Annotated in this window: 12 protein-coding genes; 8 read left to right on the plus strand and 4 right to left on the minus strand. The window is 61.7% G+C overall.

Going from position 1 to position 15,791, the window contains the following annotated elements; all coding sequences use genetic code 11:
• From M727_RS0133390 to M727_RS0133420, 7 genes are all read left to right on the plus strand, one after another.
• On the plus strand, positions 1–864 hold an 864-nt coding region (locus M727_RS0133390; RefSeq protein ID WP_027156129.1), incomplete at its 5' end, for an aldehyde dehydrogenase family protein.
• Between the two features lie 84 nt (positions 865–948).
• Positions 949–1,980, plus strand: a complete 1,032-nt coding sequence (locus M727_RS0133395) for an aldose epimerase family protein (RefSeq protein WP_027156130.1) — start codon at positions 949–951, stop codon at positions 1,978–1,980.
• Between the two features lie 194 nt (positions 1,981–2,174).
• The gene (locus M727_RS0133400) at positions 2,175–3,275 is read left to right on the plus strand and encodes a branched-chain amino acid ABC transporter substrate-binding protein (RefSeq protein ID WP_027156131.1); all 1,101 of its coding nucleotides are present in this window, start codon (positions 2,175–2,177) and stop codon (positions 3,273–3,275) included.
• 83 nt (positions 3,276–3,358) lie between these two features.
• Positions 3,359–5,827, plus strand: a complete 2,469-nt coding sequence (locus tag M727_RS0133405; protein WP_027156132.1) for an adenylate/guanylate cyclase domain-containing protein — start codon at positions 3,359–3,361, stop codon at positions 5,825–5,827.
• 162 nt (positions 5,828–5,989) lie between these two features.
• Positions 5,990–6,271, plus strand: coding sequence for a hypothetical protein (locus M727_RS0133410; protein WP_027156133.1), 282 nt, complete (start codon positions 5,990–5,992; stop codon positions 6,269–6,271).
• 115 nt (positions 6,272–6,386) lie between these two features.
• The gene (locus M727_RS0133415; RefSeq protein ID WP_027156134.1) at positions 6,387–6,959 is read left to right on the plus strand and encodes a histidine phosphatase family protein; all 573 of its coding nucleotides are present in this window, start codon (positions 6,387–6,389) and stop codon (positions 6,957–6,959) included.
• 109 nt (positions 6,960–7,068) lie between these two features.
• Positions 7,069–7,839 (plus strand): inositol monophosphatase family protein, encoded by a 771-nt coding sequence (locus M727_RS0133420; protein WP_023803562.1) that lies wholly within the window; start codon positions 7,069–7,071, stop codon positions 7,837–7,839.
• Here M727_RS0133420 and M727_RS0133425 read toward each other — a convergent pair.
• Genes M727_RS0133425 through M727_RS0133435 form a run of 3 tightly spaced genes read right to left on the minus strand, consistent with a single transcriptional unit; the run spans position 7,829 to position 12,215 of the window.
• Positions 7,829–8,905: an ABC transporter ATP-binding protein gene (locus M727_RS0133425; protein ID WP_027156135.1), complete on the minus strand. Its 1,077-nt coding sequence runs from the start codon at positions 8,903–8,905 to the stop codon at positions 7,829–7,831. The two genes, M727_RS0133420 and M727_RS0133425, sit on opposite strands and share 11 nt — an antisense overlap.
• Positions 8,905–11,187, minus strand: coding sequence for an iron ABC transporter permease (locus M727_RS0133430; RefSeq protein ID WP_027156136.1), 2,283 nt, complete (start codon positions 11,185–11,187; stop codon positions 8,905–8,907). The genes M727_RS0133425 and M727_RS0133430 overlap by 1 nt, the downstream gene beginning before the upstream one ends.
• Positions 11,188–11,189: 2 nt before the next feature.
• A complete protein-coding gene (locus M727_RS0133435; RefSeq protein WP_027156137.1) occupies positions 11,190–12,215 on the minus strand; it encodes an ABC transporter substrate-binding protein in 1,026 nt (341 codons plus the stop codon).
• A 441-nt stretch (positions 12,216–12,656) separates the two neighbouring features.
• Between M727_RS0133435 and M727_RS0133440 the strand changes: the two genes are divergently transcribed.
• Positions 12,657–13,445 carry a DUF899 domain-containing protein gene (locus M727_RS0133440; RefSeq protein ID WP_051505856.1) on the plus strand — a complete coding sequence of 263 codons (789 nt, stop codon included), beginning with the start codon at positions 12,657–12,659 and terminating at the stop codon, positions 13,443–13,445.
• A gap of 136 nt (positions 13,446–13,581) precedes the next feature.
• Here the strand turns inward: M727_RS0133440 and M727_RS0133445 are convergent, their stop codons facing one another.
• A complete protein-coding gene (locus tag M727_RS0133445; RefSeq protein WP_036264460.1) occupies positions 13,582–15,555 on the minus strand; it encodes an EAL domain-containing protein in 1,974 nt (657 codons plus the stop codon).
• Between the last annotated feature and the right edge of the window lie 236 nt (positions 15,556–15,791).

Raw genomic sequence — 15,791 nt, forward strand, 5'->3', positions numbered from 1 at the left:
GTCGGCTTCCCCAAGGGCGTCATCAACATCCTGACCGGCGCCGCCGGCGAGATCGGCGACGAGATCTGCGCCAACCCGCTGGTCAAGAAGATCACCTTCACCGGCTCGACCGAGGTCGGCAAGATNCTGATCCAGAAGTCGTCCGTCACCGTCAAGAAGGTGTCGATGGAACTNGGCGGCAACGCGCCGTTCCTGGTCTTCGACGACGCCGATATCGAGCGCGCCGTCGCCGGCGCGATCACCGCCAAATACCGCAATTCCGGCCAGACCTGCGTCTGCACCAACCGCTTCCTGGTCCAGGCCGGCGTCTACGACAAGTTCGTCGAAAAGCTCGCCGCCGCCAGCAACGGGCTGAAGGTCGGTTCCGGCCTCGATGACGGCGTGCAGCAGGGGCCGCTGATCGACGAGAAGGCGGTCGAGAAGGTCGAGGAACTGATCGCCGACGCCACCGCCAAGGGCGGCAAGATCGTCGCCGGCGGCAAGCGCCATGCGCTCGGCGGTTCGTTCTTTCAGCCGACGGTGATCGCCGACGCGACACCGAAGATGCGCTTCATGAAGGAAGAGATCTTTGGCCCGGTAGCGCCCGTGTTCAAGTTCGAAACCGAAGAGGAGGCGATCGCACTCGCCAACGATACCGAGTTCGGCCTCGCCTGCTACTTCTACACCGGCGATCTCGGCCGCGCCTTCCGGGTCATGGAAGGGCTGAAATACGGCATGGTCGGCGTCAATGAAGGCCTCATCACCACGCCTGAGGCGCCGTTCGGCGGCGTCAAGGAATCGGGCCTCGGCAAGGAAGGCGGACATCAGGGCATCGAGGATTATCTCGACACCAAATATGTCTGCATCGGCGGCCTCGGCCTCTGATCGGGCAGGGTCTGTTGACTGTCAATGGACCCAAGCCGGCCCACGCGGCGAGCCGGGATCGATCAACCAACTGGCGTTTCGGGCATGGCGATGAAGGACGGTGAGGTTTTCGGCACGACGCAGGCGGGCGACGCCATCCGCCGCTTCAGCATCCGCGGCGGCGGCCTCACCGCCAACATCATCGGGCTGGGCGCCATCATCCAGGATCTGCGCCTGGCCGGCCACGATGCGCCGCTGGTGCTCGGCTATGACAGTTTTGAGCCCTATGAAACGGATACGGCCTTCTTCGGCGCCGTCGTCGGACGCTATGCCAACCGTATCCGCGATGGCCGCTTCACAATCGCCGGCCAGCGCTACCAGACCGAGCGCAACTTCCTCGACAAGCACACGCTGCATGGCGGCTCGCAAGGTTTTTCGCACCGGCCATGGGAGGTTTCCCTGCATGGCAGGGATTTTGTCACGCTGACGCTGCATGATCCCGACGGCACGATGGGCTTTCCCGGCGCGCTCGACGTGACCTGCACCTACAGGTTGAAGATCCCAGGGACGCTCAGCGTCGAGCTGACCGCCACCTGCGAGGAGCCGACGCTGTGCAATCTCACCCAGCATTCCTATTTCAACCTGGATGACGGCGGCGCCGGCGATGTCCTCGATCACCGGCTGATGCTGAACGCCGGCGCCTATCTTCCGGTCGATGGCGACCTGATCCCGACCGGCGTCGTGAAGCCGGTCGACGGCACGCCGTTCGATTTCCGTCAGGCGCGGCCGCTGCGCATGGAGAGCGAGGGCAAGCAGCTCCCCTACGACCAGAATTTCTGCCTTGCCTCGACGCGCGGGCCGCTCAAGCTGGCATCATGGGCGCAAGGCGCGAATTCAGGTGTCGAGATGGAGCTGTGGACCACGGAACCGGGCGTCCAGCTCTATACCGGCCAGTATCTGGCGCCAGCTTCGCCAGGGCTCGGGGCCTTTCATTACAAGGCTTATTCGGGCTTCTGCCTGGAGCCGCAGGTCTGGCCGGATGCGCCGAACCGGCCGTATTTCCCGCAGGCCACGCTATGGCCGGGCCAGATCTATCATCATGTGACGGAATACCGGTTCCGACTGCCTGACGCCTGACGCCGGAAGCCGGAACCGGCCTTTTGCTGTGCTGACCTTCGGTCCGGAAAGGATCATGCGCAAAGTTCAAAGAGCGTCCTTTGCGCTTCCATTAGACGCGCGACGCTCTCGGATCGGAACCCAATCCACGCTCGCGGAAAAGGACTGTCGGCGCTGACGGGATTGGCGTAAGCTACGGCCTTTGGGGTGCATCCATGCACCGTATCATCACCGTAGCTATTGTCGCGCTCGCGGCCGCCGCGCTTAGCTGTCCTGCGCGGGCGGAGGTGCTGATCGGGGTCGCAGGCCCGATGACCGGAAAGCTCGAATGGACTGGCACACAATTGAAGCGCGGCGCAGAGGTGGCTGTGGCCGACATCAATACGGCGGGCGGCGTCCTCGGCGAGCCGGTGCGGCTCATCACGGTCGACGACTTCTGCGATCCCAATCAAGCGGTGGCTGCTGCCCAAAAGCTGGTGGCTGACGGTGTAGTGTTCGTCGTCGGGCACTACTGCTCTGGAGCCTCGATTCCGGCATCGGAGGTGTACGAGGCGGCGGGAATTCTGCAGATTTCGCCGTCCTCGACCAATCCGATGTTGACCGAACAAGGCCGCGCCAACGTTTTCCGCGTCTGCAGTCGCGACGATGCGCAGGGCTTCGAGGCCGGCAACTACTTGGCCGATCATTGGAGCGACAAGAAGATCGCGATCCTTCACGACAATACGACCTATGGGAAGGGTCTCGCCGATGAGACAAGAAAGCAGTTGAACAAGCGGGGCGTGACCGAATCAATCTATGAAGGCTACACTCCCGGGAAAGACGACTACTCGGCCGAGATCAGCACGTTACAGGGGGCGGATATCGCCGTGCTGTACATGGGCGGGTATCATACCGAGGCTGCGCTTATGGTCCGTGCGGCGCGCGACCGGGGCTACTCGGTTCAGCTGATCTCGGGTGACGATACAGCGACCGAGGCATTCGGGCTGATTGCCGGCCCTGCCGCCGAGGGCACGCTCTTCACCTTTGTCCCCGACCCGCGTCGAAATGCCGAAGCGGCCAAAGTCGTCGAACGATTCCGAGCCGAGAACTTCGAACCCGATTCCTGGACGCTGCACAGTTACGGCGCCGCCCAGACCTGGGCGCAGGCGGTCGAGAAGGCAGGCTCACTAGAACTCCAAGCCGTGATTGCATCACTGCGCGGCAATCAATTTGACACTGTGTTGGGCCGTATGGACTTTGATAATAAGGGCGACCTCACTGTTCAGAGTTGGGTATGGTATGTCTGGAAGGGTGGCGAATACGTGCCGTTGGAGTAATGGACCACCGATCCGGCGAATCGCCTTGAGCCAATCTGTGCAGACCCTATCGGCCGCGCCAGCTGAATCAATGCGTCGCCGCGATGCTTAAGCGTCTCGGCATACGCGGCCGTCTGTTGCTCGCTTTTTTCGGTATCAGCACCTTCGCGGTGCTCGCGACAACAGCCGCTCTTTATGCCTTCCTCGAGGTGGGGGAGGTCGTCGACCACATCACCAAGGAGCGTGTGCCGTCGGCGCTCGCGTCCCTCCAGCTGTCGCGCCAGGCCGAGCGGGTCGCCGCCACTGCGCCCGCCGCACTTGCTTCGACCAGCAAGGCTCAGCATAACGAGGTCTCGACTGCGATCGCGGCAGAGATGACGCGCCTCGAGGAACTGCTTGCCGCTCTCAAAGGCGCCAAGCCTAGCACGGCGGTAGTGGCTGAGATCGAGGCTGCGGTGCTTGGTCTGCGGCGCAATCTCAACGCCCTCGACGACCTTGTCGCCGCCCGCCTCACCGTGGTGGCGCGCAAAGAGGAACTGTTACGTCGCCTGTCGGCTACGACAAATGCAAGCCAGCGCCTTGTGGCGCCCGGCATGCTCGTGATGAATTCCAAACTCCAGCAATGGCGGGCGGTCACGGCCGACACGCCGCTCGCGTCCGATCGAGGCGCGGAGGCGACGGCCGACCTGGTCCAGTCGATAGCGGCCTACATCCCGCAGCAGAAGGCGCAGCAGGAGATCTCGGCGGTCAATGACGCGCTGGTCAACACGGCGGACGCGCCGACGCCAGGCGATCTGGCGTTGATCCTGTTTCCGCTGCGCCGGTCACTCGCCGTTCTGGACACGATTTCCAACGAGATCGACGATAGGCTGCGAACCCGTTTCCAGCAGCGGGTCAACGAGTTCAAGGCACTGATCGACGGTGGAAACAGCATCCCGAAGGCGCGGCAGGACGAGTTCGCCGTCCTGGCGCAGGGCGAAGAGCTTCTGGCCGAAAACAATCAGCTGTCGCGCAGTCTTACCGTTGCCGTCGATCGCCTGGTCGCTGCGGCAGACCGCGAGATCACCGCATCTGGTCTCGAAGCCGCGGTCGTCCAGCGCTACGGGACCGGAGTTGTCCTTGGCTCCGCCTTTCTCAGCCTCTTGAGTTCCGTTCTGGTTGTTTGGCTCTATGTCGACCGCAGCCTCCTCGCCCGCCTGGGAGGGGTGAGCCAAAGCATGCTCGCAATCGCCGGTGGCAATCTTCGTGCGCCATTGCCTGCCGTGGGCCACGACGAAATCGGCCGCATGGCCGAGGCGCTCAGGCTCTTCCGGGACACTGCAGTCGAGATCGAGGAAAAGAACCTGCGCGAGGTCGCCGAAGCGCGCCAGCGGCTCATCGATGCCATCGAGAGCATCTCCGAGGGATTCGCTCTCTACGACGGCGAGGACCGGCTCATCCTTAGCAATAGCCGCTACCGCGAACTGCTCTACAGCGACCTTGCGATCGAACTGACGCCCGGTACGACATTCGAGCACATCATCCGCCGATCCGCTGAGCGCGGCTACATCAGGGATGCCGAGGGACGATTCGAGGAATGGGTCGCCGAGCGGCTCTCCCGGCACCGCAACCCTGGCGAACCGTGGGAGCAGCTGCGAGGCGACGGAAGATGGATCATGATAAGCGAGCGGCGGATCACCGGCGGCGGCACAGTCGCGGTCTACTCGGACATCACCGAGCTGAAGCTACGGGAGGAGAATCTCGCCGAGAAATCCGCGGCTCTCGAGGCGCTTTCCAGCAAGCTGGCGAAGTACTTGGCGCCCCAGGTGTACAACTCGATATTCACCGGCCGTCAGGAAGTCAGGATCGCCAGCCAGCGGAAGAAGCTGACAATATGCTTCTCGGATATCGCCGGCTTTACCGAGACCACCGACAAGATGGAGTCGGAGGACCTCACCCAGCTCCTCAATCACTATCTGACGGAAATGTCGAAAATTGCTTCGGATCATGGCGCGACGATCGACAAGTATGTCGGCGACGCGATTCTGATGTTTTTCGGCGATCCGGAAACTCGCGGCGTCAAGGAGGACGCGCTCGCCGGCGTGCAAATGGCTCTCGCCATGCAGAAGCGGATGAGCGAACTTGCCGAAGTCTGGCGCGACATTGGAATTGAAACACCACTGCGCTGCCGCATCGGCATTCACACCGACTACTGCACTGTCGGCAACTTCGGCAGCGAGGACCGGATGGACTACACGATAATCGGCGGCGCTGTGAATCTCGCCTCACGTCTTGAGCAGGAGGCGCAGCCAGGGACCGTGCTCATTTCTTATGAGACGTTTGCGCAAGTGAAGGACACGATTGACTGCGACGAGCTGGGGCGCATCCACGTCAAAGGGATCGCCTATCCGGTCGCCACGTATCGCGTCATCGATGCGAAGGCCAATCTTGTCGCTGCCCGTCGCGCCGTTCGAACCGAACTGCCGCATCTCAGACTGGAAGCTGAGCCCGAGCTGATGTCTGCTGACGAGCGTGACGAAGCCGCAACTGCGCTTCGAGACCTGCTCGATCGACTTTGTCACAAGCCTGGGTAGGAGGGATCGTCGCCTCCTACAGCGCTCACCTCGTCGACCACCACACCTAGGCAGTGCCTCGGCCAGCGTCTCGAGACTCGACCTTCCCGACGGCGCTGGCAAGGTCCGGACTTGTGATGGGTTTCGGATGCCGGCCGGGGCATCGGCTCAGATCATACCGCGATGGAGCGTTCTACGTCTCAATCGGGTGGCTTTGCCTATGGCGGTATCATCACGGCGATCAATGTGCCCGACCGCTGGGGCAGGCTCGACAACGTCGTGCTCGGCTTCAAGAAACTCGCCGACTACGAATCCTTGACCCCCTATTTCGGCGCCTTGATCGGGCGCTACGGCAATCGCAGACCGGTGCGCGGAATGAACTGCGACGAGTTTGGAGACAATGTAGCGGTTTTGATGGCCGGAGGTCCGCTCATGGCAGCGCGATACAGACGTTCCTGTTTCTGATATCCATTGAGGCTGTGAAAAGTGCCCGTGCAATGCGTGGTTGGTGTGTGTTGATACTTCCTGCGCTTGATCAGCTCTGTTAGGCGTTGGAAGGATTTTATCGGAGCGCAACGGCATGCCGACGGCCTTCTTTATCACCCATCCGGAAGTTTCCGTTGATCCCGCCCTGCCAGTCCCAGCCTGGCGGCTTTCGGGTCGCGGCGTTACCCGGATGAGGGCTTTCGCGGGCAACGCGGTGCTGTCGGGCCTGAGGTCCATCTGGTCGAGCTCCGAGGCCAAGGCAATTGAAGCGGCTGGCCTGCTGGCCGCAGGGTTTGGCTTGCCCGTCCAACTGGATAAGCACCTTGGCGAGAATGATCGCTCCGCAACAGGCTTTCTTCCACCCGCTGATTTCGAACGAGTTGCTGACGCCTTCTTCGCCAATCCACATGAGAGCGTTTGCGGATGGGAGCGCGCGCTCGATGCCCAGGATCGCGTAGCGCGGGCCGTGTTTCGCATTCTTGCGACCCATCACGACGGCGACATTGCTTTCATCGCGCACGGCGGTGTTGGCACGCTGCTGCTCTGCAAGCTGCTGGATGCGCCGATTTCGCGCAGTCGGGATCAACCATTCCAAGGACATTTCTTCGCTTTCGACTTGCCAGGTTGCAAGATCATCCACGAATGGCAGCCGATCGCCGAGCCTTAACCTCAACTTTTCCCTGCAGAATTGGGCCTTGAGTACAAAGAGCCGGGGAACGAATGGAAGCAGAAACAATGACGGAATTGACTGCGTGAATGGTGACGATAACGATCGGATGCTGTTTGCGACTGCGCTGGCGCGGCGCGGCGGCGAACTCGGCCTGCAATATTTCCGACAACTGGAGACACTCACAATCGAGAGCAAGGGTCATCAGGACCTGGTCTCCGAGGCCGACCGGAATGTCGAGACGTTCATCCGCCGGGAGCTTGCGGCGCAATATCCTGAAGACGGTGTTATCGGAGAGGAACACGCCGCACTCGCCGGCGGATCGGGTTACACATGGGTGATAGATCCAATCGACGGCACTGCCAACTTTCTGCGCGGCATCCCGGCCTGGACCGTCGTCATCGCCTGCGTCAAGGAGGGTGTGGCGGTCGTGGGCGTTATCCATGAACCCTCTACCGGCGAGACATTTTATGGACGCCGCGGCGGCGGCGCTTTCCTCAACGGCCGGCCCATCAAGACAAGCCCGACGACGAGCCTGACGCAAGGCTCGGTCGGAACCGGCTTCTCCAATCGTCGTGAAGCGCGCACCGTCGCCAAGCTGATCGATCTCCTGCTTCAGGAGGGCGGCGTGTTTTTCCGCAATGCATCCGGTGCGCTTATGCTTGCCTACGTCGCCTCGGGCAGACTGCTCGCCTATGTCGAGGAGCATATGAATGCTTGGGACTGCCTCGCCGGCATGCTTCTGGTCGAAGAGGCCGGCGGGTCGGTCGTCACGCCCGACCCGAAAACGGTCCTCGAGGAAGGAACACTGGTCATCGCGGGCGGCAAGGGCGTGTTCGACAAGGTCCACGCGCTCTGCAAAGAGGCGTTCAGTCTGTGATCAGCACGGGTCCGCGTTCGGGAAAGCCGATGCTCACCGGCTGCCCCGCTCGAAACTCGGTATCGACATCCGGCGAGACCACGAAGACTTCGCCGAATTGCGTGGCGATTACGAACTCGAGGTGGCTGCCGACATAGGTCACTTTTTCAAGCGTGCCGGGCAAGGCGCCAGGCGCATTCGGCTCACCAATCTCGAGGCGGCTCGGTCGCGCCGCCAGCTTGGCCGGCCCCGGTTTGCGGCCGCGAGCCGGCAGCTTCAGCACGGCGGGTCCCAGATGCACGGTGGCGCTGTCGCCCTCGACCGACACGACTTCGCATTGGAACATGTTGGCTTCGCCGATGAAGTCGGCCACGAAAGCATTCGCGGGCTGCTCGTAGAGGTCGCGTGGCGTGCCGTCTTGGGCGATCACCGCATTGTTCATGACAATGATGCGATCGGAGACGGCGAGCGCTTCCTCCTGGTCGTGGGTGACATAGACGACGGTCAGGCCCAGTTTCTGCTGAATCTCGCGGATTTCCTCGCGCACGCGCCGGCGGAGCTTGGCATCCAGGTTCGATAAAGGCTCGTCGAAGAGCAGCACCTGCGGCTCCAGAACCAGCGCCCGCGCCACCGCGACACGCTGTTGCTGTCCGCCCGAAAGCTGGCTCGGCAGGCGGTCGCCGAAATTGGAGAGGCCGACCAGTTCAAGCCCGGCTCTGGCCCTCTCGGCCGTCTCCTTCCTGCCGAATCCGGAAAAGCCCAGGCCGTATTCGACGTTCTGGGTCACGGTCATGTGCGGGAAAAGCGCGTAGGATTGAAACACCATGGAGACATCACGATCAGTGGCCGGCAGCCGGGTGACGTCGGCGCCCCCGATCAGGATCTGGCCGCTCGTTACCATTTCCAGTCCGGCTATCATGCGCAAGGTGGTCGTCTTGCCGCAGCCCGACGGTCCAAGGAGGGTGACCAGCTTCCCGGCCTCGATGAACAGCGAGATGTCGTTGACGGCGGGCGCCTTGCTCTTGCCGTAGATCTTGGTGACATTCCTGAATTCGACTGAGGCGGCATTGCCGCGAATTTCGGCCATCATCCGCCTCCCGAGATCGCCGGCTGTGGACGCGCCACGACCGCCTGGCTGACATTGGTGCGCGACTGCGCCAGATCGCCGTCGAGACCGCGCCGGCCGATCATGCGGCTGCCAACGGCAAGCTGCATCAGACCGATCACCGCCAGCATGACGCCGATAAGGACGGCGGAATAAGCAATGGCGACGCCATATTCGTTATTCTCGACGCGGCCGACGATATAGCTGGTCGACATGTCATACTGGGCGCTGACCAAGAAGATGATGGCGCTGATGGCGGTCATGGCGCGAACGAAGGAATAGACCAGCGCGGCAAGGATGGCCGGCCGCAGCAGCGGCAGCACCACTTTGCGGAAGGTCTGCCAGGAGTTGGCTCCCAGAGTGAGGGACGACTCGTCGAGGCTGCGGTCGATCTGCGACATCGACGCGACACCGGCGCGGACCCCGACAGGCATGTTGCGGAAGATGAAGGAGAGCACCAGGATGATGCCGGTGCCGGTGAGCTCGATCGGCGGCACATTGAACGCGATCACATAGGACACGCCGATCACAGTGCCGGGAATGGCGAAGGACAGCATCGTCGCGAATTCGAAGGTGTCCTTGCCGGCAAAGTTCTGGCGGACCAGCAAATAGGCGGTCAAAAGTCCGATGGCCGCGGTCAGCGGCGCGGAGATCATCGCTATTTCCATGGTCGTCCAGAAAGAACTCCAGGCCGACCCGCGCCAGTGGATGCCGAACTCGTTCCAGCCGATGGAGAACGCCGTCACGTAGTGTTCAAAAGTCAGAGAGAAATCGACGCCCCACAGCTTGACGAAGCTGCCGTAAAAGATCGTCACGTAAATCAGCAAGGTAAAAAGCGTCCAGACGGCGGCCACCGCGAAGACGACGTTGCGCAATCTTGCCGGCAGATGCGGGTGAACGCCGGCGTCGCCTTTGCCGGAGACGGTCGTGTAGGACTTCTTCCCAAGCCAGAATCGCTGGGCGTAGAACGCCCCGAGCGTGAAGAACAGGAGCACGAGGGCGAGGATCGCCGCCTGCGCCTGGTCGTATTGCGCACCGACGATGGCGAAGAAGATCTCGGTGGACAGCACATCGAAATTGCCGCCGAGCACCAGCGGATTGCCGAAATCAGCCATGCTCTCGATAAAGCCGAGCAGAAAGGCATTGGCCAGGCCCGGCCGCATCAACGGCAAGGAGACGGTGATGAATGTCTGCCAGCGATTGGCGCGCAGGGTCTGCGCGGCCTCCTCCATGGATGGGCTCACACCCTCGACCACACCGATCATCACCAGAAAAGCGATCGGCGTGAACGCCAGCACCTGGGCGATGAGCAGGCCAGGCAGGCCGTAGACCCATCGCGTCGGTTGGACGCCGATCAGCTCGGCGAAACCCAGATTGATGGCGCCCGAGAGGCCGAACAGAAGGATGATGGCGAGGCCGATGACGAAGGGTGGTGTGATGATCGGCAGCACGGTCAGCGCGCGCAACAGCGCGCCGTAGCGAAAGCCGGTACGGGTCACCACCAGGGCAAAGACAAGGCCGAGCGCGGTGGTCGTCACGCCGACGAGCACGGCGAGAAGGAGCGAATTCCAGGCGACCCCGCAGCGCGGGCCGCCGGTGAGGCAGCCGAGGCTCCAGAGCCGGTCGCTTGAGAGTTTCGCGAGAAAGACGGGAAGCGAATAGTCGCCCTCTTGCGTGAGCAGCGCGCTCCCCAGCATTTGACCGATCGGCATGAAGATGAAGACGGCGACAACAGCGACAACGAAGCCGATCGAGCCGGCGACGAATTCGTCGCCTGCCACCGCGCCGCGAGCCGCAAGCCCGAGGGTGAACAGGAACAGGAAAGCGCAGCCTACCAGCAGTGCTCCCCAGCCCATGCCAAACTGGCGGTCATCAAGCTCGCCAAACGGCGAGGTCAGCCATTGCCACTGGAAGCCACGCAGGCCAATGCCGAAGCCTTGAAGCAGGAAATAGGCGCCGCCGGTCGCGCCGACGGCGATCAGCAAATAGCCAAAGAAGGGATCGGACTTGCGCCGCCGCCATAGCAGGAGCGGCGCGAGAAGCAGCGGGCCGATAGGGGCGAGCCAGAGTTTGTCGCCTTGCAGCACAAGGAAAAGCGCCGGCGCTACGTCATCGTCAAGCGGATAGCCGTCCAGCAGCCAGGACAGGGTGAAGAGATTGCTGTCCAACCCGTACCAAGGCAGCAGCGCATAGCCGAGCAAGCCGACCGCCGTCCACAGGACGACGGTCGGGTGAAGCGCGCTCGTGGCAGTGCGGACGCGCATGATCACTGCGGCAGGGTCGAGACCTCCGTATCCCACTTCTGCAGCAGGCGCTTGCGCTCGGCGCTCGATCCATACTTCTTGAAATCGTAGTCGATGAGCTTGATGGTCGACAGGTCGGGCGACAATTCGGACGCGGTGGCGTTCTTGTTCGACGGCAACTGGAACGACTTCACGTCCTTGGCCTTCGACTGCATCTCGGCGGTCAGCGCCCAGTCGTAGAACTGCTTCGCCGCTTCCGGGTTGCGGGCGCCCTTGATCAGCGACATCGAGCCGATCTCATAGCCGGTGCCTTCGCAAGGCGCCACCGTGACGATCGGGAAGCCGGCTGCCGTCTGCGCTACCGCATCATGCATGAAAACGATGCCGATGGTCGTTTCGCCGAGACCCGCGGCCTTAATCGGAGCGGAGCCGGACTTGGTGTACTGGTTGATGTTGGCGTGGAGCGCCTTCAGGTACTCAAAACCCTTGTCCTCGCCCATCAGCTGAACCATCGTCGCGAGCATTGTATAGGCGGTGCCCGATGAGTTCGGGTTGGCCATCTGGATGTGGCCCTTGTATTCCGGCTTGGTCAGATCGGCCCAGCATTTCGGCTCCGGCAGGTTGCCCTTGGCCAACAGATCCTTGTTGTAGCCGAAGCCGAGCGCACCGGAGTAAACGCCGATCGTCTTGTTGTTGGCGGCTTCCGCCTGCTTGATCGCCCAGTCGTGCAGTTCGCCGCGCATCGGGGACATATATTCCTCGGTCAGTCCTTCCTCGGCGGCCTGAAGATGAGGATCGCCGGTGCCGCCCCACCAAACGTCGCCCTTTGGGTTTCCGGCCTCGGCACGCACCTGGGCATATGTCTCGCCTGAGCTCTTGCGGGTCATGTCGACGGTGATGCCGGTCTTTTCCTCGAAGCTGGTCTTGATTTGCTGGCACCAGGCCTCGTCGGCGGCGCAATAGAGGGTGAGGCTGTCGGCGTAAGCCGAGCTGGCGGCAGAGACGAGCATTACTGCCGTTGCCGCCAGACGGACACAGGTCTTTTTCATGTGCGAATTTCCTCCCATTGTTTCGCCGTCTAACAAGTATCAAGCATTGCTGCGGCGGCGACCAGATTGGGAGCTTTTGCGCCGATTTGCAAATCGAGTCGGCGGCGGCTGGAACAGCGGATCCTACGCGTGGCGAAGGGGGAAACCGATCAGGCAAGTTGCGGCAGTTCCGTTCCCCTCCAACACGACCAACCGCTTCATCTTGCCGAAAGGACGGCCGATGAAGGCATGAGCGGAAAGATGGCAGCAGTCACCGAAGCATGGGAAGGGCGCGCCTTGTCGGCGAGAGTCGCAAACGGCGGCGCCCGGAATAGCGTCACACTTGTTACTCCCACTGGTCGTTTTCCGGTGCCAAACTATTTTAGGCCCAACAACCAGCGATGAGCAGCGAATGAGCCGTGCTTCAGCGACGCGGGAATTCGCCCAGATCAGGAGGAAGCCATGACTTCAGCAGCCAAGAGCGAACGGAAAAGCGGACAGACTGCCATGCGCACGCCACCGGTGGTGTCGCCGCAGGAGTGGGAAGCGGCCCACGAGCAGCTGCTCGTGAAGGAAAAGGCCCAGACCCGCGCCCGTGACGCGCTGGCCGCCGAGCGGCGGCGGATGCCGTGGATGGCGGTGGAGAAGAATTATGCGTTCGAGGGGCCCGACGGGAAGGTGAGCCTGCTCGACCTGTTCGACGGTCGGCGTCAGCTGATCGTCTACCGCGCCTTCTTCGAGCCGGGAGTGTTCGGCTGGCCCGACCATGCCTGCCGCGGCTGCTCCATGGTGGCCGACCAGGTCGCCCACCTCGCCCATATGCACGCCCGTGACACCACTCTCGTCTTCGTCTCGCGTGCGCCGCAGGCGGATATTGCGCGGTTGAAGGCGCGGATGGGCTGGGAGATACCATGGTTCACCCTCACCGACAGCTTCGACGCCGATTTCGGTGTCGACGAGTGGCACGGCCACAACGTGTTCATCCGCGACGGCGACCGCGTGTTCCGCACCTACTTCATCAACAACCGCGGCGACGAGCAGATGGGCGGCACCTGGAACTATCTCGACATCACGCCGCTGGGCCGGCAGGAGGTCTGGGAGGACTCGCCCGAGGGCTATCCCCAGACCCCGGCCTACAAATGGTGGAACTGGCACGACAGCTACGCCGCGGATCCGGCAGCCGACAAGAAGTGGGCCGAGGTGTCGGAGGCCGGAGAGGCGGCGTTCCGGGAGGCGAGCACGAAGCAATGAGCCAGGCCTGATCCGCTGAGATCGACGGCGGCGACGGTCGATCGGCTATCCGGATATCCGGGCCCGAGACATTGCCGCTGGACCATTGCCGAGGCAAGCGCGGCGACGACGGCTGGCGGAAGCCGCTCGCCGCTATTCATGCCGACTTGACGATCGACAATGTGCGTTTGTGGGTGGCCGGTTTGGTGCGGAAATTCGCGGCGGGAGCAGGTCGGCCGACGTGAAAGCCCTGGATCTTATCGATGTCGAATTCGCGGATAAGGGCCAGTTGCTCGTCGGTTTCCACCCCCTCGACCAGGATTTTATGGCCGCGATTTCGCACCAGGGCAATAATGTCCTGCAGCATCGCCTTGCCCCTTGGGGTGCCGCAGTCATGCAGGAACGAGCGGTCGATCTTCACCGTATCGAAATCGATGAGACGAAGCCATGAGAGGCCCGCGAAGCCCGTCCCGAAGTCGTCAAGCCATACCCTGACCCCCAGCAGCTTCAGGTCGCTGATGCAGCGCAGAATGTCGGAGTGCATCTCCATCTCCAGCCCTTCGGTGATTTCGAGGGCCAGCCTGCTGCCGGCGATGCCGGTCTCGCTCAAAATCGTCGCAACCGAAGCTGCGAAGCCGGGCGTCTTGAGCTGAATTGGAGAGACGTTGACGCTGACGACACGGACGTGATCGTCCGCCAGGAGTTCAGTGCACACTGTCCTTATGGCCCAGCGCCCGAGTTCCAGCACCGCGCCGGTTCGTTCCGCAACAGGAATGAACAGGCTCGGCGGAACCGATGTGCCGTCCAGCATTTTGAGGCGCATCAGAGCCTCGACGGCTTCAACCCGGCCAGACGCCACATTCTGGATCGGCTGATAGACGAGTGAAACGAGATCCTGGCCGATCGCGATCTTCAGCAAGGCCGCAATATTCTCGCTCTCGTCGCTGCTCTGGGGATCGTTTGGATCGAACAGCCAGGTACAATTGCGACCGCCTGCTTTTGCCAGATAGAGCGCACGATCGGCCTCGTGGATGATCTTTTCCAGCTTGGCGCCGGTCTGCGGCCTGGTGAAGGCAGCGCCAACGCTCACCGTCACCACCGAGGTGCCGTCCCTGCGCTGCTGGTGGGGAAGCGCGAGGTTCTCCACCGTGCTTCGAATGGCTTCCGCGAGACCTGCAACCTGTTCCCTTTTCTCCATGCGAGCCAGGACGATGAATTCTTCCCCGCCGTAGCGGCCGATTGAGCCATTGTGCTGCTTGATCATCTCGGCAAGGGCATTGGCGACAAGTATCAGGCAGCGGTCGCCTTCCTGATGTCCGTAGTAGTCGTTGAACCTTTTGAAGAAGTCCACGTCGATGAGGATCGCCACAAAAACGCTGCCATGCCTTTGCCAGTCGCTCCAGTAGTCGCGCAGCTTCTCGTCAATCGCCCGCCGGTTCTCCAGACCCGTAAGCGGATCGGTTCTCGACAGACTCAACAGCGCCTGGCCGCGCTCGGTGGCTTCCTTGTGCTGGATTTTGGCTTCGAGGGCGTTCAGGAAGACGTTGTAACGTTCCTCGTTCAGCTTCCAGTTTACGTAGGATGTGAATGTGAAGCATGAGATGTAGAAAGTTCCAAAGACCATTTTGTACGTTAAAGTGGAGGGCACAAAGTAATTTACAATATACAATATTACGAGAATTATACTTGAAGTCACGATAGACAGGCTGAATTTAAACGTGAAAAATAGATTGGCGCTCATCATAAAGATGGTGCCGAAGACCATATAATAAGAGACGCTTTCCTTGTCCGTGCCCAACACCGCTGGGGACAACCAACCGACATAGCCAAAGATGATGGCCGCAGCGCAAGTCACGTCAATCCATTCCGTGGCGACCCCGCGGCGAAGTTGTGCTTCCAGGGTCAACAGCGCCGTCACTCCGACCGCGAAGCGTGCCATGATCGTATAGAGCGCGACATCCGGGATCAGCAGCAGATCCGTTGCCGAAAACAGCAGATAGATGGCAACGGCGATCCAAAGCCCCGGCCTGGCGTCCATTCTTCGCTTCGCCTGGCCTTCCTCTCGGTAGAGGTTGCGGAGTTCGTCGGATCGCGGCTCGTAGCGCCGCTCAAGCGGTTCCGCATGAACCATATCGGCCAATGCGGATGACGCGTATTCGTTCGTCACCCTAAGCCCCATTTGAACGGGGCTTTGTATGCCGAACTCATTTCTAGCTTCTGCCCCCACGCCGGCCGACTCCTCAGGCGCGACAGCGAATTGCGGCGCCTCGCAAGCAATATGCAGTCGCGCATATAGGTTTGCGTTAACTCGTATCGGGAATCCGACCCGCGAGGCGTCCAAAAAACCAGCATGGTTGGCGGCAATTT

This window comes from Mesorhizobium sp. WSM2561 (genome assembly GCF_000513915.1).
Classification (GTDB): Bacteria; Pseudomonadota; Alphaproteobacteria; order Rhizobiales; family Rhizobiaceae; genus Mesorhizobium; species Mesorhizobium muleiense.